This is a genomic window from Rhodospirillales bacterium, assembly GCA_016872535.1.
Lineage (GTDB): Bacteria > Pseudomonadota > Alphaproteobacteria > Rhodospirillales > 2-12-FULL-67-15 > 2-12-FULL-67-15.
The window spans coordinates 1-24,730 of the sequence record VGZQ01000049.1; the positions used below are offsets into that span (position 1 = coordinate 1).

Genomic DNA, 24,730 nt, shown 5'->3' on the forward strand with positions numbered 1-24,730 from the left:
ACGGCGGCGCGCCGGGATCTTCCGACTGGCGCGGCACGGCGGTGGCGTAGCGCGCGCGGCCGCCGGGGTCGGCGAGAAGCCCTCGGCTGGTCGGGCGCGCGAGCCGCTCGGCGACCTCGCCGGCTTCGGCCTCGCGCTTGGCCTGGGCGCTTTCCGTTTGAGCCGCGGCCTTGGCCTGCGCCTCGGCGCGCGCGGGCGAATCCCCGCGCGCATCATATGATGCGCCCCTATCGGGGCGCACATCGCGTTGCTTCTGCCGCTCGGCTTCCTGCTTTTTCTTTTTTTCGGCTTCGGCGTCGTCGCCGGAGAAATAATCGACGGTGCTGCGATACCAGTGCGCCGGGTTGGCCGCGTCCGGAACCGACGAGCACGCCCCGAGCGCGAGCACGAGGGATAGCGTGCTCGCGGCGGAAATCAATCTGCGGGTTCGGGTCATTACGCCTTTGCCTCCGGTTCAATGGTCATGGCGGCCGCGCCCCCTCGATGTTCGACTCGGGGCGCACGCCAACACGCTGGCTAACCGTTAACGGCGACCTCTTAATTCCGCATTAACGAACTGGCAATCCCCTCGACAACCGGGCCGCTCCAAGGTATTGCTGCGCCGCAGCATAATCCAAACGGTCCCGCCCCGCCACCGACGAATGCCAATCATGGTTAACCGGATGGGACGGTTGCCCCATCGGGATCAGCCCCCAATATACCGGCGACCGTCCCGCCTGACATAATGCCCCCCGGTGGGAAGAAGCCCATGAACAACCGCAAAGAAAAGCCGTTCGGCCCGGACCCCGCCGGAAAACCCTCGGCGAGCATGGCCGATGTCGCGGAACGGGCGCAGCGTCTGGTCGTCGATTTTCTCACCCGCCACGGGCCCGAGATCGCGTCGTCGACCACTCCCGATCCCTTGAACATCGGCAATGCGTTCCTGGAGATGACCGCGCGGCTGATGGCCGACCCGGTGCGCATCGCCCAGGCCCAGATGTCGCTCTGGCAGGATTACCTCGGGCTTTGGCAAAACGCCGCGGCCCGGATGATGGGCCTCGATTCCACCCCGGTCGCCGAGCCCGAGCGCGGCGACCGCCGGTTCAAGGACGCCGCCTGGTCCGACAACCAGATTTTCGACTTCGTCAAGCAATCCTACCTGCTGACCGCGCGCTGGCTGCAATCGACCGTGCGCGATGTCGAGGGCCTCGACCGGCGCACCGCCAAGAAGATCGATTTCTACACCCGCCAGTTCGTCGAGGCGCTCTCGCCCACCAACTTCGTGATGACCAATCCGGAAGTCCTGCGCGCGACCATGGAATCGGGCGGCGACAACCTGCTGCGCGGGTTGACCAACCTGCTCGCCGACCTGGAGCGCGGCAAGGGCCGGCTCGCCATCCGCATGACCGACATGGATGCGTTCGAGGTCGGCAAGAATATCGCCGTCAGCCCGGGCAAAGTGGTGTTCCGCAACGATTTGATGGAACTGATCCAGTACCAGCCTTCGACCGCGAAGGTGCGCAAGGCGCCGCTCCTGATTATCCCGCCCTGGATCAACAAGTTCTACATTCTCGACCTGCGTCAGGAAAATTCGTTCATCAAGTACGCGGTCGATCAAGGCCACACGGTTTTCGTCATCAGCTGGGTCAATCCCGACGCCAAGCTCGCCGCCAAGACCTTCGACGACTACATGCTCGAAGGCCCGATCGCCGCGCTCGAAGCCATCGAACGCGCGACCGGGGAGACCGGCGTCAATGCCGTCGGCTACTGCATCGGCGGCACGCTGCTGGCTTGCACGCTCGCCTACATGGCGGCCAAGGGCGACGCCAAGCTGACCACCCGCATCAAGAGCGCGACGTTCTTCACCTCGATGGTCGACTTCGCCGATTCCGGCGAACTCGGCGTATTCATCGACGAGCAGCAACTCGCCATCCTCGACAACGCCATGAGCAAGCGCGGCTTCCTCGAGGGCAACGAGATGGCCGCCGCCTTCAACATGATGCGCGGCACCGACCTGATCTGGTCGTTCGTCGTCAACAACTACCTGCTCGGCAAGGAGCCGTTCCCGTTCGACCTGCTCTACTGGAATTCGGATTCGACCCGCATGCCGGCGGCGATGCATTCCTTCTATCTGCGCGCCATGTATCACGAAAACCGGCTGTCGCAGCCGGGCGGCATCACGCTGGCCAACATTGCGCTCGATCTGCGCAAGATCAAGACGCCGACCTACATCATGGCGACGCGCGAGGACCACATCGCGCCGTGGAAATCGGCTTACGTCGCGACCCAACTCTACGGCGGGCCGAAGCGATTCGTGCTCGCGGCCTCGGGCCACATCGCCGGCGTCGTCAACCCGCCGGCGGCAAAGAAATATTGCCATTGGCTCAACGACAAGACACCCAAGGATCCCGATGATTGGCTCGCGCGCGCGACCCAGCGCGAAGGTTCCTGGTGGCCGGACTGGGACGAGTGGGTCAAGGCTTACGCGGGCGGCGAGGTGCCGGCGCGCGTGCCGGGCCAGGGGGGCCTCAAGGCCCTCGCCGACGCGCCCGGCGAATACGTCCGGATGCGATTAGTCAATTCCTGAACGAAACTAGGCGGCCGAGGCGCGCGAGCGCCTTGGTTCCACGTCGCGCGACGACGCGCCGCGAAGGTCCTCGTCCGAGAACGTCTGGTCCGGGTAGAGCGTGCGCGCCTTGCGCAGGCCGCGCGCGATGGAATCGAGGTCGCGCTCGATTTCCGCCGCCGGCCGCCGCCCGGGACCGAGCGCGTCCTCGTTGCGCAGCAACCGCACTTCGCCTTCGAGGGTCTTGAGGCGCTGGTCGAGGCCGATGATCCAGCGGTCCTTCTGTTCGAGCCCCTGGGCGAGCGCAATCACGAACGGGTTTTGCGACGGATCGGTGCGCTGATTCAGGCGCTTGACCACCTCGGCCGTGAAATAGACGGCGACGAAAGAAACGAAGATGGCGACGAGGCTTAGGGTTTCGGCCATGAACGATCCCGGCGATTTCCGGACCATGATGGCCGCCACGGGGTAAACAAAAAGTAAAGGAAACCGGGACTTTTCTCCGCCGCGGCTTCTTAAATCACCGGGGTTTCGCGGTAGGTGCCGAATACGCCGCGCAGCGTCTCGACGATGTCGCCCATGCTCGCGCCCGTTTTTACCAGCTCGATGGTGATCGGCATCAGGTTGGCGGTCTCGTCGCGGGCGACGTCTTTCAATTCGTCGAGCAGGCGGGCGAGCTTCTGGTTGTCGCGAGTCTTGCGAACCTTGTTCAATCCAGCGATCTGGCGCCGCTCGGTCGCCGGGTCGTAGGGGTGGGTCTGGATGTCGAGCCGCTCGGATTTCTCGACGTACTTGTTGACGCCGATCACCGGCCGTTCGCCCGAGGCTTTGCGCAGCGCGAAGTCGTAGGCCGAATCCGCGATTTCCTTCTGGAACCAGCCCTGCTCGATCGCCTTCAGCGTGCCGCCCATTTCGTCGACCTTGGCGACGGTCTCGAAAATCTTGCGCTCGATCTCGTCGGTCAGCGCCTCGACGCAGTAGGAACCGCCGAGCGGATCGATCACCGAAGGTATGTTGGTTTCGTCGGCGATTACCTGCTGGGTGCGGAGCGCCAGCCGCATCGCTTCCTCGGTCGGGATCGCGAACGCCTCGTCGAAGCCGTTGGTATGCAGGCTCTGCGCGCCGCCGAACACGGCGGCGAGCGCCTGATAGGCGGTGCGCATCAGGTTGACCTGGTATTGCGGCTTGGTCAGCGTCGCCGCCGCCGTCTGGCAGTGGAAGCGAAGGCGCATGGATTCCGGGTTCTTGGCGCCGAAACGTTCCTTCATGATCTTGGCATAGGCGCGGCGCGCGGCGCGGAATTTGGCGACTTCCTCCAGGAAATCGGCCTGGGCGACGAAGTAATAGGAGAGTCGCGGCGCGAAATCGTCGACCGCGACGCCCGCCTTGGTCACTTCTTCGACGTAGGCGATGGCGTTGCAGAGGGTGAACGCGGCTTCCTGCACCGCGGTCGCGCCCGCCTCGGAGATGTGATAGCCGGAAATGTTGATCGCGTTGTAGCGGCGCATGTGGCGCGCGCAATAGACGATGGTATCACGCACGATCCGCATCGAGGGGCGCGGCGGGAAAATCCATTCCTTCTGCGCGATGTATTCCTTGAGGATGTCGTTCTGGATGGTGCCGGAAAGCTTGTGCGGGTCGTAGCCGCGCTTTTCCGCCAGCGCCACGTACATGGCGAGCAGGATCCACGCGGTCGGGTTGATGGTCATGGAGACCGAAATCTTTTCGAGGTCGATCCCGTCGAACAGCGCCTCCATGTCGGCCAGCGTATCGACCGCGACGCCCTCGCGCCCGACCTCGCCCGCACTCATGGGATGGTCCGAGTCGTAGCCCATCAACGTCGGCATGTCGAAATCGGTCGAAAGCCCGGTCTGGCCCTGCGCGATCAGGTACTTGAAGCGCTTGTTGGTGTCGGCGCCGGTGCCGAAGCCGGCGATCTGGCGCATGGTCCAGAGCCGCCCGCGATACATGGTCGGATATGGCCCGCGCGTGAACGGGTATTGCCCGGGCAGGCCGAGATCGTCGAAGCGCCCGCCGGAGATATCGCCGGGCGCGTCGAGTTCGGTGTAGACGCGCTTGAGCGCGATCCCCGACGCGGTCCGGTAGTCGGCGCGCGATTCCGGCTGGCGGCGGACGAAGCCGGCGAGTTCGTTCTTTTCCCAATCGGCGAGCGCGCGCTTGATCCGCGCCCGCGAGGATGTTTGTGACGACGATCGTGTCATAACAATATGAGCCTCTCAAGCCTCCCAGGGATTGATGTTGTCGATGCCGTCGAACGCGAAATCGGACACGTTACGTGTGACGATCGTGAGGCGATGGCGCAATGCCGTCGCCGCGATCAGGCTATCGACGGCGGAAACCGCACGCCGGGTGCGCACGAGCAAGCGCCCCCACTCGTCCGCCACGGCGGCGTCGACCGGCAGCACCCGATCCTCGAACCACGCCGGCAATTCCACTTCCAGCCACGCGGCGATCCGGGCGCGGCGGCGGCCGCCAGGCAGCCCTTCGATTCCCTTGCGAATCTCGCCCAAGGTGAGAACGCTTACGTGCAGGGCCTCCTGGGGCGCCGCCTCGAACCAGTCGATCACCCGCTGGTCCGGCTTGGGCTTGACGATTTCGGAAATCGCGCAGGTGTCGATCAGGTAGCTCACAGTTCGACCTTCCGGGGCGGCGAGCGGTCGCGCGCAAGCGCGAGATCAACGCCGGCAAGCGGCGAGGCGCGCAAGAACCTGACCAGCGATGGTCTCTTGCGTTTCAGCCGCTCGTAGTCCGCCGACGCCACTACCACCGCGGCGGTACGCCCCCGGACGGTGATCGCCTGCGGCCCCGTCGCCCCGGCGCGCCGCAAGAGCTCGCTGAACCGGGCCTTGGCCTCCTGAACCTGCCATTTGCGCATGGCACCCTTCCTGACCATTATGACCAGATTAATATAACGCCGGATGGCACGCCTCGGCAAGAATATACACCCGACCCCGCAACCGTTAGCCGCCCTTGTCCGTTTTCAGCGAATCCCCGTCCGCGCACACGTCGAGCACGCGAACCGTGATCGGCCCCAATGTGCGGTTGTCCAGCGCGTTGAAATTGGGCGCGATGCTGAACGCCAGCCGACAGCCATCGGCGGAAACGTTGATTTTCTCCTTGATCGCGCCCGGGATGACGCCCGATACCAATTTCTTGATTTGTCCATCTTTCACTAGATAGCCGCCCGCGTATTTCGGCTTACGCATTTCGCCGTCTCGCACCGTGCTGATGAAAAGACCTCGCGCGGTCGGAATCACCGAGAAGCTGGAGCCGCTGTTCCACGGGCCGGACGGTATGCACATCCGTTCCGTGCGGCCGTCGCGCCACAGCCACCACGCCGGAAGGCAATTAAATTTATTCAAGTGGTAATGGGTACCTACTTTCTCTTCCTGAATCGATAGGCAGTCGTGAAGAAAGTATGCATCCTTGAATGCAAAATACCGGACGCAAGTCGCTGTCACTTGCCAAACGCCGATCGGCAATTCGATGTCCTCATCGGGACTGAAGCGGCGCAAGTGAATTTTCTGCTGCTGCTCGGGCGGTGTTTTTTGCATTCCAAAAAAGTTTTGGATTGGACCGCTTGGCTCGAAATCGAGGTAGCCATCTCCTTCGCGCAAGGGGGCCCATTCGCGGCGGCGCAGTTGCGCCGGCGTGCGGACATAGCGGCAATCGGTCGGCGCCCATCGATACTGATCGTCGTGGGAGGGGCCTTCGCGAGTTGGCTCGACCAACTCCTTTTCCTGCCCCACCGGTCCCGCGAGCCAGCGACGATGGGTGACCTGTTGCTGCTTGCCCAATCCCACCGTCGCCCAAATGAGCTCTCGCGTGATCTTTATTTGCCCTCCCGCGTAACAGTAATCGGGGCCGGCGCTGACGACCGGAATATCGGAATGGTGGCGGATTTCGCCGGTCTCGGTGTCCCAGATGAGGTACCAGGATCGGAACTTGTATTTCTCCTGTTCCTCCGGCGTCACGTGATAGGGCCGGTTGCTGGCCCCGAAGAAAACGCGCTTGGCGTCGAGCCAGTAATAAGCCGCCCCGCGGCTGAAGAGGCCGGGCCCGGCATCGAACATCCGCCAGCCGTCGCCCCTTGCCTCGGTGATATGGAACGGATCGCCCGGCAGGCCGGTCGGCACCGGGCCGAATTTTCCGGGCTTTCCGTGCGGCACCGGCGGCTCGGGCGGATCGGGGTAGTGCTGGGTTTCCAGGCGGCGGGCTTCCGCTTGCGCCGCTGGGTCGGGTGGCGCCTCCGGCACGTCCGGCGTGCGTTGCCCGGCCTTGGGCGCCGTCGGCGCAACCGATTTCTTGACCTGCGGGGCGCTCGCCGGCCGATCGGCGGGCTCGCCCGCTAGCATGCGTTGGGTGCGCTCGAAGGAGGCGCGCACCCCGTCGCCCGCCTTGGGCCACTCGCTTTCCGGCTTCATCGACACTTTGTCGAGCAACCGGACCTCGTTCGGCTTGATGCCCCGCGCGGCGCCTTGCATCGCCCGGCCCAAGTTCTCGAGGATCAGGCAATCCTCGCCCGGCAGCGCCGCCACCGGATGGCGGGCGTCGTGATCGAGGGCCCAGCGCCAGGCGGCGGCGCGACCCGGGTGCCGTTCGATCTCCGGCACCGCTTCTTCGACCGCGCGCACGACCAGGAAAAGCCCGGCGGGCGCGTCGCCCGCCTCGCACCGGGTCATGTCGATCAGCAGGCGCAGGCGGGCGAAGTAGAACCATTTGAGGGCTTTGTCCGGATCCCGCGCGAAGGCATGCCGGGCGAGCGGCATCAGGAACGCCGCCGGCTGCTTCAGGGCGCGTTCTTCCGCCCAGCGGACGTAGGCGCGACCGTCCTCGTTCCTGAGATTGAGGGCAGCGGAAAATCCGGCGCCATACCGGCCGTTCTCGATAAAGCGAACCACGTCGGTCAACGCGAATAGCTTGGGCGGGGCGCCGGTTGGCGCTTGGGCAAGCGCGGCGCCGCCGACAGCGATCCCGAACACAGCCGCGATCGCGAGAGACACCGCGCGAGATCGGCTTGCCCGCCATCGTCTTGGCGACAATGCGGATGCCATCTTTTCAACCTCCGTTGAAGGCTTTCAACAGCTCCAGCGCGGCCGCGTAAGGGTCGATCTCGCGCGCGCTCACGCGGCCCAAAAGTCCGGCGAGCCGCCCTTCGCGCTCGTTCTTGAAGCGGGCGCGAATAATGTCCTCGGCGGTCTTGAGGATGCGCATTTCGAAAATCCAGCGCCGGCGGGTGTCGATCTCGCCGCTTCGGTCCAGGTGCGCGCGGTGGGCGTCGAGAATGTCGAGCAATTCGTCGATGCCGTCCCCCTTCTCGGCGCTGGTGGGCACGACCCGGACCGGCCAGCCCTTGGCGTCCATGCCGCGCGTGCGGAGATCGAGGGACAGCATGCCCTTGAGGTCGGCGACGGTCTTGGGCGCATCCGCGCGGTCGCACTTGGATACGACGTGCACGTCGGCGATTTCGAGAATCCCCGCCTTGATCGCCTGGATCTCGTCGCCAAGGCCGGGCGCGGACACCACCGCGACCGTGTGCGCGGCGCGTACCACGTCCACCTCGTCCTGGCCGACGCCGACGGTTTCGATGAGCACCGTGTCGAAGCCGGCGGCGTCGAGCACGTCGACCGCTTCCAACGTCGCCGCGGCGAGGCCGCCGAGCGCGCCCCGCGTCGCCATCGAGCGGATGAACACGCCGGGGTCGCCCGCGATGTCGGTCATGCGGATGCGGTCGCCCAGGATCGCGCCGCCGGAAAAGGGGCTGGAGGGATCGACCGCGACCACGCCGACCGTGCGCCCGCGCGCGCGCAGGCGTTTGACCAGGGCGCGCACCAGGGTCGATTTGCCGCTGCCGGGAACGCCGGTGAGCCCGATCACGTGCGCGCGGCCGGCGAGCTTGAACAGCGCGGCGGCCAAGGGGCGGCCCTCGGGCCTAGCCGATTCCGCCTGGGTGATGGCGCGCGCGATAGCGCGGGTTTCGCGCCGCTTGACGCCCTCGATCAGCGCCTTCTGCTCGACGGACAGGGAAGCTCCGTTCAAGCCTGTTTTGTCATTCCCGCGCAAGCGGGAATCCATCTTGTCCATGGACCCCCGCTTTCGCGGGGGTGACGGCCTGGGGGTTTTTGTTTTCGCGGCCACGGGATCAGGCTTCCAACGATTGCTTGAGGGAGCGGAACAGGTCGCGGTCGTCGACCACGCGCCGGGCCTTGAAATCGGTGCGCGGGATCGCGCCCGCCGCCACCACCTCAATCCGCGCGCGCACGCCGAGCACGGTCTGCAATTTCGTTTCGGCGCGGCGGCGGAGATCGGCGAGCGCGGCTTCGCCCCGGGCGTAGACCGCCTCGGTCGCGTCCATGCGCACCAGCAACTCGTCCATGGCCCCTTCGCGAGTAATCACAATGCGGTGTTCGCCGCCGTAGCCGGCGATCTCGTTGAGGGCGGAATCGATCGCGCTCGGATAGATATTCTCGCCCCGGATAATGAACATATCGTCGATGCGGCCGTAGATGCCGTCGGGCAGGCGCGGGTACGTGCGCCCGCACGGGTTGGGTTCGTTCACCCAATGGGTGAGGTCGTAGGACAGCAGCCGGATCATCGGCTGCGAGGTGCGCTCGAGATGCGTATAGACCGGCGTGCCGCGCCGGCCGTAGGGCACGCGGGCAAAGGTTTTCGGGTCGCACACCTCGGTGTAGACGAAATCCTGCCACAGCAGCATGCCGGACGTTTCCCGGCTGCCGGCGGCGTTGGCCCAGGGTGATATTTCCGCCATGGTGCCGGAATCGATCACCTGCGCGCCGTAGAGATTTTCGATCCGCGTCTTGATGCTCGGGATCGAGGCGCCCGGTTCGCCGGAGAAGAACAGAAGCTTCAACTTGAATTCGCGCGGGTCGATGCCGTCCGCCTTGGCCACCTCGGCGAGGTGCAGCGCGTAGGACGGCGTGCCGTAGAACGCCTGCGGCTTGGCGATCTTCATCCACATGGCGGCGCGCGCAGTCATGCCCGGCGCCCCGGCACCGAAGGGAAAGCACTTGAGGCCCAACCGCTCCGCTCCGGTCAGCGTCGCCCACGAACCCATGTAAAGGCTGAAAACCGAGCCGATGAACAGCATGTCACCGGGGCGAAGCCCCATCCCCCACATGACGCGGGCGTGGGATTCGGCGATCGCCGTCCAGTCGGCCCGGCCGATGGCGAACGCGGTCGGCCGTCCGGTGGTGCCCGAGGTGCCGTGGATATGATGGACCTCGTGTTCCGGGATGCAGAGATAATCGCCGAAGGGCGGCGCACTTTCCTGCGCCGCGCGCAGCTCGGCCTTGGTCACCACCGGCACGCGCTCGAAATCCTCGAAGCTCTTGACGTGGTCGGGATGGATTCCGGCCTGGTCCCACTTGCGGCGATAAAAGGGCGCCTTGGCGTAGGCATACGCCATCACCTCGCGCAAACGGGCAAGGATCGCCTTTTCCCGTTCGCCCGCCGGCATGGTTTCGCGCTTCGGGAACCAGTAGCGGCTGTTCGGATCGGGCCGGTAGGCCGGATCGTAGGCCGGCGGGAAGGACCAGAATTCCATCTGCGCCAGAGATCCTAACGCCGCGCAACGATTCGACGAACGGCTTCGACGATCGCGTCCGGCGGCGTGTCCTGCAGCAGCACGTCGGCGACGCCCATTTTCTTGAGCCGGCCTGCGTCCGCGTCCGACATGACGCCGCCCGCGAGCACGCGGATGTCGCCGGCCTTGGCCGCCTTCAACAGTTTCAGGATGCGCGGGATGATGGTCATGTGCGCGCCCGAGAGCAGACTGACGCCGAGCACATTGACGTCTTCCTGGACCGCGGCCGAGACCACTTCCTCGGGCGTGCGGTGCAGTCCGGTGTAGATCACGTCCATGCCCGCGTCGCGCAGGCAACGCGCGACGATCTTGACGCCCCGGTCGTGGCCGTCGAGGCCGACCTTGGCGAGCAGGACGCGGATGGGCGCACCGGGAGACTTGGTCGACGACGTCGGCGCGGACTTGGCGGCGGTTGTCTTGGTTGGGGTTTTGGGCTTAGACATGATCCATCTCCTACCCTACCTTCCCGATTCCAACCTTCAAATATTCTTGCGCGAGCGCCCAATATTCCGGCGGCACGCGGGTGATCAGTTCCTTTTCCTGCTCGCCGCATTCGCGCACCGGCTTCGCCGGCCGCCCGGCCCAGAGCTGGCCCGCCTTGACCACCTTGCCCGGCGGGACCAAGGCGCCGGCCGCGACCATGGCCCCGGTTTCCACCACCGCGCCGTCCATCACGCACGCCTGCATGCCGACGAAGCAGTCGTTCTGGAGCGTGCAGGCATGGATCACGGCCGAATGGCCGATGGTCACGTTGTCGCCGATGTGGGTCGGATATTTGCGCGAATCGACGTGCACCACGGTGCCGTCCTGGATATTCACCCGCCGGCCGATGCGGATGAAATTCATGTCCCCGCGAATGGTGACGCCGAACCAAATGCCTACCTCGGGACCGATCACCACGTCGCCGATGACGGTCGCGGTCGGCGCGAGAAACACGTTGGAGTCGATTTTCGGGACAATCCCCTTCCAGGGCAGGATCAATCCGGTATTCATGCGCGGGTCCGTTCAAAATGGCGCGAATTCAGCCGCCCGACCATAACTGCCCGAACATAACCGACCGACCGCGGCCGGGTCACGCGTGACCGGGCGCCCCGATAGGGGGTGCTTTTTTTGATGCGCGCGGGGATTCGCCCGCGCGCCGCGGTTGACTTGCCCCTCATAAACCCTAATATCCCCTTCGTTTTCCGGAACTTTCCGGACGATCCGCCGTCCGCTCGGCGGGCGCACATTTTTTTCACGCCGGATTTAATGAGTTTTTCCGACCTCGGCCTCGGCGATCTGGTTCTCAACGCGGTTCGCGACGCAGGCTATACGACGCCCACGCCGATCCAGGCGCAAGCGATCCCCGTCGTGCTGATGGGCCGCGACGTGCTCGGCTGCGCGCAGACCGGCACCGGCAAGACCGCCGCGTTCGTGCTGCCGATGATCGAGATTTTATCGCAGGGCAAGGCCAAGGCGCGCATGCCGCGCACCCTGATCCTGGAGCCGACGCGCGAACTCGCCGCCCAGGTCGCCGAAAACTTCGTCATCTACGGCAAGTACGCCAAGCTCTCCAAGGCGCTGCTGATCGGCGGCGAATCCCTCGACGACCAGGTGCGGGTCATCGACCGCGGCGTCGACGTGCTGATCGCGACCCCGGGCCGCCTGCTCGATCTGTTCGAGCGCGGGCGCCTGCTGCTCACCGACGTCAAGATCCTGGTGATCGACGAGGCCGACCGTATGCTCGACATGGGCTTCATGCCCGACGTCGAGAAGATCGTGAATCTGTTGCCGCGCATGCGCCAGACCCTGTTCTTCTCGGCGACCATGCCGCCGGAAATCCGCCGGCTCGCCGACAAGTTCCTGATGAACCCCAAGGAAATCACGGTGGCGCCGCCCGCCAGCACCGCCGAGACCATCACCCAGGGCTTGGTCGTGGTCGCGCACGAGGACGGACGCGGCCCCGGGGTCGGGCATCGCGAGAAGCGCGCCGCGCTGCGCGCGCTCATCAAGCGCGAGAACGTCCGCAACGCGCTGATCTTCTGCAACCGCAAGCGCGACGTGGCGGTGGTTTATAAATCCCTGCAACGCCACGGCTTCAACGTCGGGCAACTGCACGGCGACATGTCCCAACCCGCGCGCAACGAAATGCTGGCGCGCTTCAAGGCGGGCGAGGTCACGCTGCTGGTGTGCAGCGACGTCGCCGCTCGCGGCCTCGATATCGAGGACATGAGCCACGTCTTCAATTTCGACGTGCCGATCCATTCCGAGGATTACGTGCACCGCATCGGCCGCACCGGGCGAGCCGGGCGCCAAGGCCATGCCTTCACCATCGCCGTGCCCGAGGATGCCGAGCACGTCGAGGCGATCGAGAAGCTGATCGGCAAGCCGATCCCGCGTCTCGCGATCGAAGGGTTTGCCGCCGCTGCCTTCGCCGCCGGCGAAGGGCGCGCGCACGGCGGCCACCGCGAAGAGCGCGGGCGCGGCGGACGGGGACGCGGCGGTCGCGGGCGCGGACGCGATCGTGGACATGGACGCGATCATGGGCGGGGACATGAGCGCCGCCCCGAAGCGTCGCGCGCTCATCAAGATGCGCCCAAGCCTGAACATCGTCCTGAACAGCGCCCTGAACACCGTTCCGAACGCCGTCCCGAACAGCGGGCGGGCGAAACGAAGCCGGTCAAGAGCTTCGGCGATCACATGCCGGCGTTCCTGCGCCAGAAATAAGAGTGGGTGCCTACCGTCACTCGGCCGCCAGCGTCGCCGCGGGCGCGTCGCCGCGCGCGCCATAGATGTTGATGTATTTCAGGCAAATCACCCGCAGGCACGACGCCAGGTTCTTGTCGTTGGCGACCAAGCATTGGTCGTGGATGAGTTCGATGGTTTCCGGCAGCGTTCGCTTCGCGTCGCGCGCCATTTCCTCCAGTACGCTCCAATAGGCCCGCTCCAGGCTGATGGTGGTGCTGTGGCCGTGGATGCGGAAGCCGCGCTTCTGCGGGATGAATTCGTTGATCTGGTCGGTGGTGCAGGCGCTGAGCATGTGGCCCAGCGCGCCCTCGACCTCCAGAAAAATCGCCATGACGCCCTGCCTTTCCCCGCGGAATTCAACTTCTTAACCTACGGGAGCGGAACCGGAGACTTCAATACCCCGCCTGTTGGCAATAAATACTACCCCTCGTCCTTGGACCAACGTACGATTTCGGCCAAGTAACCCGCGATTTTCGCCCATGGACCTGTTCCGCAAGACTCTCGATCCGGTGATCGCGCTCGCGGCAATCGCCGTGCTCGATATCTTCTTGTTCCTGCTGATCGGCTCGTGGACCGTGGGCGGCGGCGAGACGATGATGACCGGCCTGATCGCGCGCGGCATCATGGGCGACGCCATCGAACGCATCCCGTTCTGGAACCTGGTGTTCGTGCCCGACGCCGGTTACTGGAAAATCTACATCAGCCTCGGCATGTTCTTCGGCGCCCTGGTCGGCGCGATCGCCAGCAAGGAATTCTATCTGCGCTTTCCGCGCCGCCTGTCCGAATGGGTGATGATCACCATCGGCGGGCTGCTGATGGGATTCGGAATCCGCTTCGCCTTCGTCTGCAACGTCTCGACCTTCTTCGGCCTGACGCCGGAAATGAACCTGGGCGGCTACCTGGCGGTGATCGGCATTCTCGCCGGCGCCTGGGTCGGCTCGCTCGTCTACAAGAAACTGCTCGAGGGCTAGCGCATGAGCGTCGTCGGGGAATGCCTGGTCGCCTTCGTCTTCGGCAGCGTCGTCGGCCTGCTGGTGCAGCGCTCGCGCTTCTGCAACACCGCCGCGCTGCGCGATGCCATGCTGTTCAAGAGCTTTCGCAACACCAAGGCGCTGCTGATCGCGATGATGATCCTGAGCGTCGGCTTCACCCTATTCATGACCTTCGGCCAGGGCCATCCGATGGAATTCGACGTCGGGATCAACTCGATCATCGGCCTCTTCCTGTTCGGACTCGGCATGGTGCTGGCCGGTGCGTGCACGGTGTCGACCTGGGTCAAGGCGGCCGAGGGCAACGTCGGCGCGGCCTGGGCGCTGCTGTTCACCTTCGTCGGCATGTTCCTCTTTTCGCTGGTGTGGTCGGTGACCTACTGGCCGCCGGCGCCGGCGAGCATGACCGGCCAGCCGAACCTGGAGGCGCTCCAGTTCGGCCAGGCCAACGCCGCCACCCTGCAGAAGAACCTCGGCATCCCGGCGGTGGTGTTCGGGACCATCCAGGCGCTGATCCTGTTCGCCATCTACCGCGCCATCCGCCGAAAGGAAGACGCCCAGCAGCTCAAGCACGACGCCACCGTCGCCGCCCACGCGACGGCCGCGCCCGCCGGCAAATCCGGCCGCGCCGCGGCCGAGTGAATCGAGAGGAAAGGAAAGCCCCATGTCCCTCTTCGGCTTCAAGGGCCATAAGGAAACCGCCGCCACCGCCGCGGTCGGCCGGATCACCCTCGCCGACGGCCGAACGGTCGCCATCGCGCGCCAAGTGGATTGCATCGGCGATTCCTGTCCGCGCCCGCAGTTGATGACCAAGAAGGCGCTCGGCCAATCCAGCCCCGGCGAGGTGGTCGAAGTGCTGGTCGACAACCCGACCTCGGTCGAGGCGCTGCCGCCGCTGTGCGCCGAACTGGGCGCGACGCACCTGGAAACGCGCAAGGCCGAGCGCTGCTGGCAGGTTTTCATCCGCAAGGATTGACGGAGACATCGACATGCACGGCGCGATCCAGATGCGTATTTTCGTCGGTGCGGTGGTGCTGCTGAGCGCGGCCGTGCTGGCGTACATTTACGCCTTTCCGCCGCCTTCCATGCGCGTGAGCCGCGACGGGGTGCCGCACTTCACGCCGCCCACGGTTCATCCCGAAACCGGCGAGGCGATCGAGGTCGACCGGCTGGTGCGCCATTTCAAGGGAGTGAAGCCATGACCTTCGATCTGCCGACCGTTCTGCTGCTGGTCGCGTGCCCGGTCGCGTTCTACGTCATGTACGTCAGCCTGCTGCACGACAGCCTCTAGACAGCACCATGGATCGCGCCAGCCTGATCTTCTGCGTCGTCGCCCTGTTCGCCTCCGTGGCAATCAGCGCCGCCGGTTACGCCGTGTTCGCGCTGCCGGGCGAAGTCGCCGCCGCCGCGCGCACGCCGACCCCGGCCGAACGCCTGGGCGAGATCGATCTCGGCGCCGGCTTCGGCAGGGTCTCGGTGCTCGACCTGATGGGCTACTACATGGAAAACCCCCCGGTCGCGGCGGCGCCGGGCGCGGCGCCCGCCAAAGCGCGCCGGTTCGGCGGATGCTGAGGCCATGCGCCGTCCGGCCGCCCTCGCCCTCGGCTTCGCGCTCTCCGTCCCGGCGGCGCACGCGAGCGACTTTTCCTACGTCCGCGACGCGGCGCCTCGGCTCGACGCGGGCGCGGTGGTGGTCGATTCCCGGCCGCTCGCGCTTTGCCAAAAAGGCAGCCTGAAGGGCGCGCGCTGCCTGCCGGCGAGCGATCTGCTCGGACCGCACCGCCGCCTTCCCAACCTGTTCGACATCCGCTGGGCGTTGGGCGCCATCGGCTTGAACGGGACGGAGACCGTGCTGGTGGCGGGCGACGAGCCGACCGCGCGCGATTTCGTGGCCGGGCTTCTCTATCTCGCGGGCCAGCGCGAAGTCGCCGTCTTGCGCGCGCCGTTCGGCCGGGATTCCAGCCATGCCGCTCCGGGCATCGGCCGGAGCCTCACCCGGGAAAGCATCTATCAAGCCCCGGCGCGCGACGAGTTGTGGCGGTTGCGCGGCGACATGGTTTCCCAACTGAAAGACACCCCGCCTCCCGCCCTGATCGACGGACGCAGCGAAAGCGAATTCTGGGGCGAAACCGTGCGCGCGGCGCGCGGCGGACGCCTGCCGGGCGCGGAGAGCGCCCCGGCGGCCACGGTGCGGGCGGCGCTCGCGCGTGGCGAAACCGTCGGCCCGCGAACGGGCGAGGCCGTGGTCTACGCCCATGACCCGTTCGACGGCATCGCCTTCTTCACCCTGTTGCGGGCGGGCGCCGGGATCGCGGCGCGGGTTTATCCCGGCGGCTGGGCGGAATGGGCCGCCGACGGGAGCTTGCCCGCCGACGCGGCGACCTACCCCGACCGCGTTGCCGCGATCACCGCCGTGAAACCGCCGGCGACCGCGTCCCGGGGCATATACCTGTTCGCGGGCTTGACACTGGCCGCGCTGTTCGGGATCGCCGGTTATTATCTCGGCCGACGCCGCGCGAGGAACGCATGACGGCGATTTTCCTCCACATCGCCACGCCCGCGGGCGGACCGGTCGCCGCCGCCCTGGCGCGCGCCTGCGCGCGGGCCGGCGTGGCCTGGAGTTGTTTCCTGACCAACGACGGCGTGCGCGCGCTGGCCGATCCCGACGTGGTCGCGGCGCTCAAGCCGGCGGCACGCGCGGTGGTGTGCGAGCACTCGTGGCACCAGCACATGGGCGGCGCGGCCTGCCCGGTGGAACTCGGCAGCCAGACCGTCAACAGCGCCCTGATGGCCGAGGCCGGGCGCGTGATCAGCTTGTAGGAGCCCGGCATGGGTCCGAAGAACATCCTCGTGCTCGGACGCCGCGATCACACCGAAGCGATGCGGGTGGCGGCCGGCCTGACTATTTTCGGCCACAAGGTGCGCCTCGTGTTCATGACCGGCCCGGTGGCGGAAACGGCGGAAAACGCGGCCAAGGCGGAACTGCTCGAGCTGTCCGACATCGCCCCCGAAACCACGGTCGCGGCCATGGCCGACCAGCTGCCGCTGCTCGACGCGGCCGGTCTGGCGGCGGCGATCGGCGCCGCCGACCGGGTGGTTAACCTGTGACGGGATGGAGACCATGCGCGTTCTGGTGCTGGACCTCGATATCTTTCCCGACCGCGCGACGGTGAACGACGCCGTCGCGCGCCTGGCCGGGAACCACGAGATCAGGCGGACAAAACCGGCGCAAGACGCCGGCGAAGCCGACTGGGACCGGATGTTGGCGGACATGCTCGCCGCCGATCTGGTGATCACGACTTGAACGACGAACGTCAACGGCAACGGACGCGTGGTGCGTCCATCAACGGGAGGGTAACCCCATGAGACGAATGTTTGCGTTTCTTCTGACCGCCGCGCTCGCCGGCATGGCGGGAGCGGCCTCGGCGGCCAGTCCGCTGGTCGACGTGAATTGGGTTAAGGCCAACGTCGGCAAGCCGAACGTCGTGTTTCTCGACGTGCGCGGCGAAGGCCGCGCCGACTACATCCGCGCCCACATTCCGGGCGCGATCTATTCGGACTACGCCAAAGACGGCTGGCGGGTGAAGGACAAGAACGGCACGCCCGCCATGCTGCCCGAGCCGGCGGCGATGGAAAAACTGATCGGCGGCCTCGGCATCGACAACAAGTCCCACGTCGTCATTATCCCGAGCGGCACCAACGCTCTCGACATGGGCACCGCCACCCGCATCTATTGGACCTTCAAAGTAATGGGCCATGACGAGGTGTCGATCCTCAACGGCGGCTGGCAGGCCTATTCGGTGGTCGACGAAAAGACCAAGCAGCCGGTCAACCCGGTCGAGACCGGCAACATCACGCCCAAGGCCACGACCTTCAAGGCTAACGTGCGGACCGACATGATTCCGACCAAGGACGACGTCAAGAAGGCGCTCGACGCCAAGGTGCCCGTGATCGACCATCGGCCGGCGGACTTCTACCTCGGCGTCACCCAGCATCCCTTGACCAAGCGCACCGGCACCATCCCCGGGGCCAAGAACCTGCCCGAGGCGTGGATCACGGAGAACAACAGCGGCAAGTTCCGCGATAAGGCGGCGCTGGAGAAGCTGTACGCGGCGGCCGGCGTGCCGACCAGCGGCGAGCAGTTGAGCTTCTGCAACACCGGCCATTGGGCGAGCCTCGGCTGGTTCGCCTCGTCCGAAATCATCGGGAACAAGAAGGTCAAGATGTACGACGGCTCGATGGTCGAGTGGGCCAACGATGCCAACCTGCCGATCGAGGCGAAGATCAGCGTCGGCAAATAGCCGCGTGGGTCGCTTACTGACCGGGCTGGCGCTGGCGGCGGTTGCGACCGCCGCCGTCGGCGTCGCCCGCGCCGCCGGCGAATATGAACGCCGCCTCGGTGCCGAGATCGCCGTTCTCGTCGGCGATGCCCGACGCCTGACCGAACCGATGCCGGAGCCGCAACGGGCCGGCATCGTCGAACGCATCGCCGCCGGCCTCGGCGGCCTTTCCCTGTTGATCCGCCAGGCGCGCGAAACCAACCCGAACCTGCCGCCCGTGCCGCGCGAGGACTTGGCGGCGATCCGCAAGGCGCTGGCGGAGCGCCAACTGATCGTCGTTCTCGCCGGACTGGCGGCGCTCGCGCGCAGCTATCCCTTCGATACCGCCGGGATTCTCCCCGCCGAGGCGACGCCGGAAAGGCTCGCCGCCGGCAAGGCGATCCATGAAACGACTTGCGCCGGGTGCCACGACCACACGGACGCGGGCGCAATGTTGCCGGCGCACGACCTGTTCCGATGGGCGCGCGTCATGCCAGAAGGCGAATTCGCCGCGCGCCTCTATACCGGCGTGCGCGGCGACGCCCTGACCGCGCTCGCCAATCCGTTCGGGACGGAAGACTTGGCGGCTTTATTCGCCTATTACCGCGCGGGACCGGAGAAATAATCGGCCCGATCCGATCCCGCCCAGTTCGGGGTATAATTATCCGCGTCCCCGGCCACCAAGGATATTTATGCCGCTCGTACTCACGTCATCCGCGTTCGCCGCCGGCGGGGAAATCCCGTCGCGCCATACCTGCGAGGGCGAGGATGTATCGCCGCCGCTCGCCTGGTCCGGTGCGCCGCCGGGCACAAAAAGCTTCGCCCTGATCGTCGACGATCCGGACGCGCCCGACCCGAGGGCACCGAAAATGACCTGGGTCCACTGGGTGCTCTACAACCTGCCCGGCGCCACCCATGCCTTGCCCGAGGGCGCGACATCCCGGAGCCTTCCCGCCGGTACCCGCGAAGGACTCAACGACTGGAAGCGGACCGGTTACGGCGGTCCCTGCCCGCCCATCGGCCGGCACCGCTATTTCCACAAGCTCTACGCTTTGGATGCGGTGCTGCCCGATCTCGGCCAGCCGACTAAGGCAACGTTGGAAAAGGCGATGAAGGGCCATGTGCTCGCCCACGCCGAACTGGTCGGGACTTATCAGAAGAAGACGCGCTGACGACGCGGTCGTTTATCCTTGCAGCGCCCGCAACACCGCGCCAGGCGCGCGATCAATGGCGAGCAGAAGTGCGCGCGCCGGACCCTCCGGTACGCGGCGGCCCTGCTCCCAGTTGCGCAACGTGTGCGGGCTGATCTGGAACGCGCGTGCGAAGCGGTCCTGGGACAATCCCGTCTTGGCGCGAATGGCGGCCACGTCGAGCGGCGTCACCGTCCGCAAACGGCCCTCCTTGAGCGCATGCCTGAAACCCACGGCGGCGGTATCGGTCCCGTCTTCCTTCGCCTGGCGGGCGATCTCCGCTTCGGTGGTCGCCTTCAGGATTTTTCGCCGGACCCGCGCCCGGCGGCGGGCCTCGTCAGCCGTGAATCTTGCGGTAGACATCGCGTTCCCTCCGGTTGGCCATGCGCGCCGAGATAATGCGGCGCACGCCATTGCGCCAAGTGTAGACGACGAACAGAACGTCATCGCCCGCGCGGCCAACGGCCCAGATGCGCCGCCCGCCGTAATCGGCCCGATCATCATCCATTTCCAACACCGGGCCGTCGAATATCCGGGCGGCATGGGCGAAGTCGAAGCCCCGGGCGCGCAGATTGGCTTCGCTCTTCGCCGCGTCCCACTCGAACATGGCTCATGCTAAGCCATTAGCTTACATCCGTCAATGGCGGAGGGCGCGCGCCCGCGCGCGTCAGCGCGCGGAATGATCGAGCGCGTGGCCAATCTGCTCGGTCATCGCGGGCCAGGAATCGGTCGCGCCGCTTTTGCGAAAGATCACCCTTCCCCGGCGATCGAGGATCAGGGTGGTCGGCACCTGGGCGAGCGCCACTGCGGTGCCGTAGGGAATCGCGCTTCCGTCGGCGAGATAGAGGTTGTTGTCTTCGCGCCCCTTGTTGCCGGAATCGGCGAAAGGCAGACGGTAATCGTTGCGCTCGGCCCAGCGATAACCGGTGGCGGCGTCCTCGCGGAAGTTGAGCAGCGCGAAAGCGATGTCGGCGCGATTCTTGAGGGAATCGTAAAGTTTTTGGAACGCCGGCATCTCGACCCGGCAGGGCGGGCACCAGGAGCCCCAGAACTGGAGAACAACGAGCTTGCCCTTCAGCGCGGCGATCGAAGTCTTGGTCCCGTCGCGCATCGTGAAGCCGAGGTCAAAATAGCGCGCGCCGGTTTCCCAGCCGACCGGCGCCTTGGCGTCATCGGCAGGTGACGGATAAGGCGCCAGCACTCCGGCCCATTGCGCGGGGTCGAAGACGATCCGGTCGTCCACGGCGTAGGGCACGCAATGGCTGGAAAGCCGATCGCACCGTTCGGCCGCGTCGGCGATCGCGTCCTCGGCCGAGGCCTGGCCCCTGGCCCAGGCCCACGAGCCGCCGGGGCCGATCAGGAATGCCTTGTGGTTGGCGGCCGCGCGGTATTCGCGGACGAACGCTTCCCGCCCCGCCTCGCCGAGATGAGGAATGCGCGCCGGATCGAACGGATCGGCGGCGAAGGCCGCGAGACTCCAGACGAGAAAAACGGCGAGTGGAAACCCGAGACGCGCGAGGATTCCGATTCGCGCCCGCCTGCCGGCGGAACCGGGCGTTCTCAGATGTAATGCTCCCGGAGCGGCGCGAAGCCGTTGAAGCCAATCGAGGCGTAGGTGGTCGTGTAGGCCCCGGCCGACATCAGCCGCAGCCGGTCGCCCGCCTTCAAGGCGTCGGGCAGCCGGTAACCGGCCTTCTCGTAGAGGGTGTCGACGCTGTCGCAGGTCGGCCCGGCGATCACCACCCGGCTGGAGCGTCCGCCGACGCCGGCGGCGCGGATGCGGTACTGGATCGCCTCGTCCATGGTTTCGGCGAGGCCGCCGAACTTGCCGACGTCGAGGTAGACCCAGCGGGACGCGTCCTTGTAGCCGCGCTTGGCCACCAGCACGACTTCGCTTTCCAACACGCCCGCGTCGCCGACCACGGAACGGCCCGGTTCGATGATCATTTCCGGCAGCGCATTGCCGAAATGGCGGGTCATGGCCTTCATGATGGTGTCGGCGAAGGCGCCGAATTCCGGGATGTCTTCGCGGTAGTGCGCCGGGAACCCGCCGCCCAGGTTGAGCATCTTGACCTCGATGCCGTGATGGCGGAGGTCGGAAAAGACCATCGCCGCGCGGCCGATGGCCACGTCCCATTGCATCGGGTCGGTCTGCTGCGAGCCGACGTGGAAGGAAAGCCCGTAGGCGTCGAGGCCGAGGGTACGGGCGCGGATCATCAGGTCGCGGGCCATGTCCAGATCGCAGCCGAACTTGCGCGACAGCGGCCATTGCGCGCCGCCGTTGGAGGTGATGATGCGGCAATAGACCCGGGCCCCCGGGGCGGCGCGGGCAAGCTTTTCGAGCTCTTCGGCGCTGTCGAAGGCATAGAGGTCGACGCCCTTGGCGAAAGCGCCGGCGATGTCGGCTTCCTTCTTGACCGTGTTGCCGTAGGAGATCGCCTTGGGCTTGGCGCCGGAGGCGAGGCACGCTTCCACCTCCTGCAGGCTGGCGGCGTCGAAGCAGGAGCCGAGCCCGACCAGCAGGTCGAGCACCGGGCGCGCCGGGTTGGCCTTGACCGCGTAATAAACGTCGGCCACCGGCAACTCGCGCTTGAGGGTTTGATAGCGATTGCGGACCACGTCCAAGTCCACCACCAGGCAGGGCGTGGGCGGGCGATCGGCGAGGAAGCGTTCGATTTTGGGGGTCATGGTCGTTTCACCGCACAGAGGCACGGACGCCGAACGGGCGCCGCGACACGGGCAAAAGCCTCAAGGGCGGGCGCAATTCGCGCGGCCCCTCAGGCGCGGTCCCGGCCCCGAAGGGCGGACCGCTTGACGATGTTTGCGGAAAGAACCGCCCCGGACTTTACGTCGGCCGGGCGGAATCCGCGGTGCGCATCAGACTGCAAAGCAGACATGGTGTCCCTCCAGTCGAGAACCATCCACCTTGCCGGTGACCCCGTCGCCGCATAAACACCCCTCATGATGGGGGCCAGAGGCACGTGCGCGTCCGCCGGTGGGCCCTACATAAGCCCATCGTGTCCGATTACAAGAAAAATTTTCACGAAAGCTTAATTTTTTCGCCGACACCGCGGCGACGACGCCACACCCGTCGACAGTCGCGCATGCGCGTTTGGTTTTTTCGGCGAGATTACGCCGTTTTCTTTGGCGCTGCCGGGATCATGCGCGCGACGCACCACGGCGGCCGTCGCTTGACCGGAGAACGCCGCCGCGTGCGCCACGGCGCGCCCCATCATGCGCGCGCGATGGAATCCGGTTCCGAGTCGGGTTAGGAAACAGCCTTTAGATCAACCCGGCGAGCGGCGACGACGGGTCGGCGTAGAGCTTCTTCGGCATGCGCCCGGCGAGGTAGGCGAGCCGTCCGGCGGCAACCGCGTGGCCCATGGCGCGGGCCATGCGCACCGGGTCCTTGGCCTCGGCGATGGCGGTGTTCATCAGCACGCCGTCGCAGCCGAGCTCCATCGCCTCGGTGGCGTCGGAGGCGGTACCGACCCCGGCGTCGACCAGAACCGGGACCTTGGCCTGCTCGACGATCAGGCGGATGTTGACCTTGTTCTGGATGCCGAGCCCGGAGCCGATCGGCGCGCCCAAGGGCATGATCGCGGCGGCGCCGGCATCTTCCAGGCGCTTGGCCATGATCGGGTCGTCGTTGCAGTAGACCATGACCTGGAATCCCTCGCGCACCAGGACCCCTGTTGCTTCCAGGGTCTCGATCATGCGCGGATAAAGGGTCTTGGGGTCGCCCAGGATCTCCAGCTTGACCAAATCCCAGCCCCCCGCCTCGCGCGCAAGCCGCAGCGTGCGCAGCGCATCCTCGGCGGTGTAGCAGCCGGCGGTGTTGGGCAGATACGTATACTTCTTGGGGTCGATAAAGTCGGTCAGCATCGGCTTCTTGGGGTCGTCCAAGTTGACCCGGCGCACGGCCACCGTGACGATTTCGGCGCCCGAGGCTTCCAGCGCCAGCCGGTTGGTCTCGTAGTCTTTATATTTGCCGGTGCCGACGATCAGGCGCGAGCGAAACCGCCGCCCGGCCACGGTCCAGGTATCCTCGTCGGCGGACCCCATGCCCTCGGGTGCCCCGCCGCCGATGAAATGGACGATCTCGATGCGGTCGCCCTCTCCCAGCGGCGTCGCTCCATAACGGGACTTGGGCACCACCTCGCGGTTGCGCTCGACCGCCACCTTGCGCGCGTCCATGCCGATCCGCGCCAGAAGGTCGGCGACGGTCAGGGGCGGATCGAAGATGCGCGCTTCGCCGTTGACGGTAAGTTGCATGGGCCTTGGCCTGTCCGGAACACGATATTCATGGACACGTTAATTATATTATTAAGTATGGGCTTCCATATCCCCCCGCGCAACGGGAGCGCGCGGGCGAATCCCCGCGCGCATTAAATAATGCGCCCCTATCGGGGCGAGGGAAATCGCATGGTTTGTGGCGCCGGTGCTCGGTGGTATAACGCAGCGGGCACGGTCCCGCAAAGGCAGTCATGGCGACGCGCATCCTGGTTCTCAACGGCCCCAATCTCAATCTGCTCGGCACCCGCGAGCCCGGCATCTACGGGCGCGAGACCCTGAAGGACATCGAGGCCGCCTGCCGGCGTCGCGCCAAGGCGCTGGGCGCGAGCGTGGAATTCCGCCAGAGCAACACCGAAGGCGAACTGGTGGACTGGGTTCAGCAGGCGAAGAAAAAATTCGACGTGCTGATCGTCAACGCCGGCGCCTACACCCACACCTCGGTCGCGCTGCTCGACGCGCTGCTCGCCTGCGACCTGCCGACCATCGAGGTTCATCTCTCCAACATCCACCGGCGCGAGGCGTTCCGCGCCAATTCCTACATCTCCAAGGCCGCCGCCGGCATCGTCATGGGCCTCGGCGGCAAAGGCTACGAACTGGCGGTCGAAGCCGCCGCCCATCTCGCCTCTCCCAAACCCAAGACCCGCAAACCCGGGCGGAGAAAACCCTGATGGCCGACGACAAGAAAAAAGAACCCGCCAAGGGCGCCGCAAGCGGCATCGACGCCGACAAGGTGCGCGAGCTCAACCGCCTGCTCGCCGAAACCGGTCTCGACGAAATCGAGTACGCGGGGCCCGACTGGCGCGTGCGGGTGGTGCGCCGCGCGGCCGCGCCGGCGCCTGTCGCGCCCGCCGCCGCCCCGACCGCCCCGGCGCCGGCCGCCGCATCGGTGCCGCAGGCCGCCGAATCCATCGCCAACCATCCGGGCGTGGTCAAATCGCCCATGGTCGGCGTCGCCTATACCGCGCCCGATCCCGCGACACCGCCTTTCATCCGGGTCGGCGACCAGGTGGCCGAGGGCCAGACGCTGCTGCTGATCGAGG

General features: G+C 66.2%; 32 protein-coding genes. 16 read left to right on the forward strand and 16 right to left on the reverse strand.

Annotated elements, in window-relative coordinates; all coding sequences use genetic code 11:
* A partial coding sequence (locus FJ311_10600) for a hypothetical protein (GenBank protein MBM3951892.1) occupies nt 1-436 on the reverse strand: 436 nt, incomplete at its 3' end.
* Between the two features lie 312 nt (nt 437-748).
* On the opposite strand from FJ311_10600, the gene phaC reads away from it, so the two are divergent.
* Complete coding sequence (gene phaC, locus FJ311_10605) at nt 749-2,566, forward strand: class I poly(R)-hydroxyalkanoic acid synthase (protein MBM3951893.1); 1,818 nt, start codon at nt 749-751, stop codon at nt 2,564-2,566.
* Nucleotides 2,567-2,572: 6 nt separating this feature from the next.
* Here phaC and FJ311_10610 read toward each other — a convergent pair whose 3' ends face one another.
* From FJ311_10610 to FJ311_10650, 9 genes are all read right to left on the reverse strand, one after another.
* A complete protein-coding gene (locus FJ311_10610) occupies nt 2,573-2,971 on the reverse strand; it encodes a hypothetical protein (protein MBM3951894.1) in 399 nt (132 codons plus the stop codon).
* 89 nt (nt 2,972-3,060) lie between these two features.
* Nucleotides 3,061-4,767: a methylmalonyl-CoA mutase gene (locus FJ311_10615; protein MBM3951895.1), complete on the reverse strand. Its 1,707-nt coding sequence runs from the start codon at nt 4,765-4,767 to the stop codon at nt 3,061-3,063.
* Nucleotides 4,768-4,782: 15 nt separating this feature from the next.
* Nucleotides 4,783-5,196 (reverse strand): type II toxin-antitoxin system VapC family toxin, encoded by a 414-nt coding sequence (locus tag FJ311_10620; GenBank protein MBM3951896.1) that lies wholly within the window; start codon nt 5,194-5,196, stop codon nt 4,783-4,785.
* A complete protein-coding gene (locus FJ311_10625; GenBank protein ID MBM3951897.1) occupies nt 5,193-5,441 on the reverse strand; it encodes a type II toxin-antitoxin system Phd/YefM family antitoxin in 249 nt (82 codons plus the stop codon). Before FJ311_10625 ends, FJ311_10620 begins: the two co-directional genes overlap by 4 nt.
* An 85-nt stretch (nt 5,442-5,526) precedes the next feature.
* The gene (locus FJ311_10630; protein ID MBM3951898.1) at nt 5,527-7,569 is read right to left on the reverse strand and encodes a hypothetical protein; all 2,043 of its coding nucleotides are present in this window, start codon (nt 7,567-7,569) and stop codon (nt 5,527-5,529) included.
* Between the two features lie 55 nt (nt 7,570-7,624).
* Nucleotides 7,625-8,641, reverse strand: coding sequence for a methylmalonyl Co-A mutase-associated GTPase MeaB (gene meaB / locus FJ311_10635; protein ID MBM3951899.1), 1,017 nt, complete (start codon nt 8,639-8,641; stop codon nt 7,625-7,627).
* Nucleotides 8,642-8,708: 67 nt separating this feature from the next.
* Nucleotides 8,709-10,130 (reverse strand): phenylacetate--CoA ligase, encoded by a 1,422-nt coding sequence (locus FJ311_10640; protein MBM3951900.1) that lies wholly within the window; start codon nt 10,128-10,130, stop codon nt 8,709-8,711.
* 14 nt (nt 10,131-10,144) lie between these two features.
* Nucleotides 10,145-10,612, reverse strand: a complete 468-nt coding sequence (locus tag FJ311_10645) for a cobalamin B12-binding domain-containing protein (protein MBM3951901.1) — start codon at nt 10,610-10,612, stop codon at nt 10,145-10,147.
* A gap of 10 nt (nt 10,613-10,622) precedes the next feature.
* Nucleotides 10,623-11,162: a gamma carbonic anhydrase family protein gene (locus FJ311_10650; protein ID MBM3951902.1), complete on the reverse strand. Its 540-nt coding sequence runs from the start codon at nt 11,160-11,162 to the stop codon at nt 10,623-10,625.
* Between the two features lie 255 nt (nt 11,163-11,417).
* Here FJ311_10650 and FJ311_10655 point away from each other — a divergent pair, with 255 nt between their 5' ends.
* Complete coding sequence (locus FJ311_10655) at nt 11,418-12,875, forward strand: DEAD/DEAH box helicase (protein MBM3951903.1); 1,458 nt, start codon at nt 11,418-11,420, stop codon at nt 12,873-12,875.
* A gap of 16 nt (nt 12,876-12,891) precedes the next feature.
* On the opposite strand, the gene FJ311_10660 is transcribed toward FJ311_10655, so the two are convergent.
* Nucleotides 12,892-13,227: a ribbon-helix-helix domain-containing protein gene (locus FJ311_10660; protein ID MBM3951904.1), complete on the reverse strand. Its 336-nt coding sequence runs from the start codon at nt 13,225-13,227 to the stop codon at nt 12,892-12,894.
* Between the two features lie 148 nt (nt 13,228-13,375).
* On the opposite strand from FJ311_10660, the gene FJ311_10665 reads away from it, so the two are divergent.
* From FJ311_10665 to FJ311_10720, 12 genes are all read left to right on the forward strand, one after another.
* On the forward strand, nt 13,376-13,867 hold the full coding sequence (locus FJ311_10665; protein MBM3951905.1) for a hypothetical protein: 492 nt from the start codon (nt 13,376-13,378) through the stop codon (nt 13,865-13,867).
* 3 nt (nt 13,868-13,870) lie between these two features.
* Nucleotides 13,871-14,527 carry a hypothetical protein gene (locus FJ311_10670; GenBank protein ID MBM3951906.1) on the forward strand — a complete coding sequence of 219 codons (657 nt, stop codon included), beginning with the start codon at nt 13,871-13,873 and terminating at the stop codon, nt 14,525-14,527.
* Between the two features lie 22 nt (nt 14,528-14,549).
* Nucleotides 14,550-14,861, forward strand: coding sequence for a sulfurtransferase TusA family protein (locus tag FJ311_10675; GenBank protein MBM3951907.1), 312 nt, complete (start codon nt 14,550-14,552; stop codon nt 14,859-14,861).
* 13 nt (nt 14,862-14,874) lie between these two features.
* Nucleotides 14,875-15,087: a hypothetical protein gene (locus FJ311_10680; protein MBM3951908.1), complete on the forward strand. Its 213-nt coding sequence runs from the start codon at nt 14,875-14,877 to the stop codon at nt 15,085-15,087.
* A gap of 97 nt (nt 15,088-15,184) precedes the next feature.
* Nucleotides 15,185-15,457, forward strand: a complete 273-nt coding sequence (locus tag FJ311_10685) for a hypothetical protein (protein ID MBM3951909.1) — start codon at nt 15,185-15,187, stop codon at nt 15,455-15,457.
* A 4-nt stretch (nt 15,458-15,461) separates the two neighbouring features.
* Nucleotides 15,462-16,415, forward strand: a complete 954-nt coding sequence (locus tag FJ311_10690) for a hypothetical protein (protein MBM3951910.1) — start codon at nt 15,462-15,464, stop codon at nt 16,413-16,415.
* On the forward strand, nt 16,412-16,705 hold the full coding sequence (locus FJ311_10695) for a hypothetical protein (protein MBM3951911.1): 294 nt from the start codon (nt 16,412-16,414) through the stop codon (nt 16,703-16,705). Before FJ311_10690 ends, FJ311_10695 begins: the two co-directional genes overlap by 4 nt.
* A 9-nt stretch (nt 16,706-16,714) precedes the next feature.
* Nucleotides 16,715-16,993, forward strand: coding sequence for a hypothetical protein (locus FJ311_10700; GenBank protein MBM3951912.1), 279 nt, complete (start codon nt 16,715-16,717; stop codon nt 16,991-16,993).
* Nucleotides 16,994-17,006: 13 nt separating this feature from the next.
* A complete protein-coding gene (locus tag FJ311_10705; GenBank protein MBM3951913.1) occupies nt 17,007-17,189 on the forward strand; it encodes a hypothetical protein in 183 nt (60 codons plus the stop codon).
* 58 nt (nt 17,190-17,247) lie between these two features.
* Nucleotides 17,248-18,186, forward strand: coding sequence for a sulfurtransferase (locus tag FJ311_10710; protein MBM3951914.1), 939 nt, complete (start codon nt 17,248-17,250; stop codon nt 18,184-18,186).
* 4 nt (nt 18,187-18,190) lie between these two features.
* Entirely contained in the window at nt 18,191-18,829 is a 639-nt protein-coding gene (locus FJ311_10715; protein ID MBM3951915.1) for a hypothetical protein, read from the forward strand.
* Between the two features lie 67 nt (nt 18,830-18,896).
* On the forward strand, nt 18,897-19,376 hold the full coding sequence (locus FJ311_10720; GenBank protein MBM3951916.1) for a YbhB/YbcL family Raf kinase inhibitor-like protein: 480 nt from the start codon (nt 18,897-18,899) through the stop codon (nt 19,374-19,376).
* Nucleotides 19,377-19,388: 12 nt separating this feature from the next.
* Here FJ311_10720 and FJ311_10725 read toward each other — a convergent pair whose 3' ends face one another.
* The 5 genes from FJ311_10725 to thiS all read right to left on the reverse strand — a co-directional run bounded on the left by FJ311_10725 (nt 19,389) and on the right by thiS (nt 23,669).
* Nucleotides 19,389-19,757: a helix-turn-helix domain-containing protein gene (locus FJ311_10725; GenBank protein ID MBM3951917.1), complete on the reverse strand. Its 369-nt coding sequence runs from the start codon at nt 19,755-19,757 to the stop codon at nt 19,389-19,391.
* Entirely contained in the window at nt 19,732-20,001 is a 270-nt protein-coding gene (locus FJ311_10730; protein MBM3951918.1) for a BrnT family toxin, read from the reverse strand. The genes FJ311_10725 and FJ311_10730 overlap by 26 nt, the downstream gene beginning before the upstream one ends.
* Before the next feature lie 60 nt (nt 20,002-20,061).
* A complete protein-coding gene (locus FJ311_10735; GenBank protein ID MBM3951919.1) occupies nt 20,062-20,649 on the reverse strand; it encodes a TlpA family protein disulfide reductase in 588 nt (195 codons plus the stop codon).
* Nucleotides 20,650-20,954: 305 nt separating this feature from the next.
* Complete coding sequence (locus FJ311_10740) at nt 20,955-22,082, reverse strand: type III PLP-dependent enzyme (protein ID MBM3951920.1); 1,128 nt, start codon at nt 22,080-22,082, stop codon at nt 20,955-20,957.
* A gap of 594 nt (nt 22,083-22,676) precedes the next feature.
* Nucleotides 22,677-23,669 carry a sulfur carrier protein ThiS gene (gene thiS, locus FJ311_10745; protein ID MBM3951921.1) on the reverse strand — a complete coding sequence of 331 codons (993 nt, stop codon included), beginning with the start codon at nt 23,667-23,669 and terminating at the stop codon, nt 22,677-22,679.
* A gap of 212 nt (nt 23,670-23,881) precedes the next feature.
* On the opposite strand from thiS, the gene aroQ reads away from it, so the two are divergent.
* Both aroQ and FJ311_10755 read left to right on the forward strand, forming a co-directional pair.
* Nucleotides 23,882-24,358, forward strand: coding sequence for a type II 3-dehydroquinate dehydratase (aroQ, locus tag FJ311_10750; GenBank protein MBM3951922.1), 477 nt, complete (start codon nt 23,882-23,884; stop codon nt 24,356-24,358).
* A partial coding sequence (locus tag FJ311_10755; GenBank protein ID MBM3951923.1) for a hypothetical protein occupies nt 24,358-24,730 on the forward strand: 373 nt, incomplete at its 3' end. The genes aroQ and FJ311_10755, both read left to right, overlap by 1 nt.